The organism is Pseudomonas tremae (assembly GCF_001401155.1).
GTDB lineage: Bacteria > Pseudomonadota > Gammaproteobacteria > Pseudomonadales > Pseudomonadaceae > Aquipseudomonas > Aquipseudomonas tremae.
Genome location: NZ_LJRO01000055.1, coordinates 1 through 2,449 on the forward strand (window position 1 = coordinate 1; position 2,449 = coordinate 2,449).

At 60.8% G+C, this 2,449-nt stretch carries 2 protein-coding genes; both read left to right on the forward strand.

The window, feature by feature from the left end; translation table 11 throughout:
• Window positions 1-172 precede the first annotated feature (172 nt).
• Window positions 173-862 (forward strand): SDR family oxidoreductase, encoded by a 690-nt coding sequence (locus ALO43_RS03830; protein WP_024671601.1) that lies wholly within the window; start codon window positions 173-175, stop codon window positions 860-862.
• Window positions 863-1,004: 142 nt separating this feature from the next.
• Window positions 1,005-2,360 (forward strand): 8-oxoguanine deaminase, encoded by a 1,356-nt coding sequence (locus ALO43_RS03835; RefSeq protein ID WP_005887331.1) that lies wholly within the window; start codon window positions 1,005-1,007, stop codon window positions 2,358-2,360.
• Window positions 2,361-2,449 lie beyond the last annotated feature (89 nt).

The window sequence follows — 2,449 nt, forward strand, 5'->3', positions numbered from 1 at the left end:
GCGGAGCGTGAGGAACGAGATGTCCGAGCGTCCAGATCATTCCCCCTGAACGTTTTAGGCTGACAGAGATTCCAACACTTCATAGGCAGGAGTACGCTGCAAGGTCGAACTTTCGAGAGGTCTTGCTGGCGCTGCCATGGAGTCTGTCTCTCAATCTGCCAAGGAGTCATTCATGACCACTACCCAAAAAACCGCTCTTGTCATCGGCGCCTCGCGAGGCCTGGGGCTCGGGCTGGTTGAGCGGTTGACCGAACAGGGCTGGAAAGTCACCGCCACCGTTCGTGATCCGCAAAACGCCGAGAACCTGAAAAAAGTCGCGGGCGTCCGCATCGAAGCCGTAGACCTCGACGAAATCGCGTCGCTTGAAGTGCTGCTCCAGAAGCTGCGAGGCGAGGTGTTCGACGTGCTGTTCGTCAATGCAGGGATCACAGGCGCGGAACATCAAAGCGCAGCGAAGTCGACCGCAGCTGAACTTGGGCAACTGTTTCTGACCAATGCGGTTGCGCCTATTCGTCTGGCCGAGCGTTTCGTCGATCAGATCCGTCCTGAAACGGGTGTGCTTGCGTTCATGAGTTCATGGCTGGGCAGCGTGAAGTGCCCGGATGGCGCGAACCTGGCGTTGTACAAGGCCAGCAAGGCGGCGCTCAACTCAATGACTAACACCTTTGTCACCGAGCTGGGCGAAAACCGCCCTACTGTGCTGTCGATGCATCCGGGTTGGGTCAAGACTGACATGGGCGGTGAAAACGCTGCCATCGATGTGCTGACCAGCACCACCGGGCTGGTCGAGCAGCTCAATGCGTATGCGGGCAAAGGTGGTCATCACTTCGTCGATTATCAGGGCAATACCATTGCCTGGTGATCAACAGGTGTTGATCAGCAATCAATCCCGCCGATAGACTCGCCGACCTTGCCGGGGGCTGTATGCCTCTGGCAACCCTGGATCAGCAGACAGGGCAACACTGAGCTGGCTAACCCTGAACCCTTTTCAGAGGAGCCGGCCCATGCCCGCGACCCGTATCTGGTTGAAAAACCCACTCGCCGTATTCACCGCCAATGATCTGGACGCCCGTGGCGGCCTCGTCATCGAGGGTGGTGTCATCACTGAAATGCTGGCCGCCGGGCAGCAGCCCTCAAGGCCCTGCGCGCAAACTTTCGATGCCCGCGAACATGTGCTGCTGCCGGGGCTGATCAACACCCATCATCATTTCTATCAAACCCTGACGCGCGCCTGGGCGCCGGTGGTCAATCAGCCATTGTTCCCATGGCTCAAGACTCTGTATCCGGTGTGGGCGCGCCTGACGCCTGAAAAGCTGGCCGTCGCCAGCAAGGTTGCTCTGGCAGAGCTGCTGCTGTCGGGTTGCACCACGGCTGCCGACCATCACTATCTGTTCCCCGACGGGCTGGAGCACGCCATTGATGTGCAGGTGCAGAGCGTGCGTGAGCTGGGCATGCGCGCGATGCTGACACGCGGTTCGATGAGCCTGGGCGAAGCGGAAGGTGGTTTGCCGCCCCAGCAGACGGTGCAGCAGGGCGAAGTGATTCTGGCCGACAGCCAGCGCTTGATCGAAACCTGGCACGAACGTGGCGACGGCGCGCAGATCCAGATAGCCCTGGCGCCCTGCTCGCCCTTCTCGGTAACACCACAGATCATGGCTGAAAGCGCCGCGATGGCCGAGAAGCTCGATGTGCGGCTGCACACCCATCTGGCCGAAACCCTTGATGAGGAAGACTTCTGCCTGCAACGCTTCGGCCTGCGCACCGTGGACTATCTGGACAGCGTCGGCTGGCTCGGCCCGCGTACCTGGCTGGCCCACGGCATCCACTTCAACCCTGCTGAAATCTCTCGCCTGGGCGCAGCAGGCACCGGCGTCTGTCACTGCCCCAGCTCGAACATGCGCCTGGCTTCCGGTATTTGCCCGACACTGGAGCTGATTGCTGCAGGCGCGCCGTTGGGGCTTGGCGTCGATGGTTCAGCGTCCAACGATGCGTCAAACATGATGCTCGAAGCCCGCCAGGCGCTTTATCTGCAACGCCTGCGCTACGGCGCCGAGAAAATCACCCCGCAACTCGTCCTCGGTTGGGCAACCAAGGGCTCGGCGCAGTTACTGGGACGCGCCGATATCGGTGAGTTGGCAGTGGGCAAACAGGCCGATCTGGCCCTGTTCAAGCTGGACGAACTGCGCTTTTCCGGTAGCCACGATCCGCTGGCGGCACTGCTGTTGTGCGGCGCGGATCGTGCGGATCGGGTAATGGTCGCAGGTCAGTGGCGGGTGATCGATGGCCAGATTGAAGGGCTGGATATCAGTCAGCTGATTGCCGATCACCGCCAGGCAGCGCGGGAGCTGATTCAGGGCTGAGCATACGGAACCAACTCTACCTATTGTGCCTATGCTCCGCGTGGGCATGCCGTTCAGGACGCTCTGCGTCCTCTTGCGACGCAGAGCGT

Excerpts from the sequence above, each read along its gene's own strand:
- ALO43_RS03830 (WP_024671601.1), top strand. The coding sequence starts at position 173 with ATGACCACTACCCAAAAAACCGCTCTTGTCATCGGCGCCTCGCGAGGC.
- ALO43_RS03835 (WP_005887331.1), top strand. The coding sequence starts at position 1,005 with ATGCCCGCGACCCGTATCTGGTTGAAAAACCCACTCGCCGTATTCACC.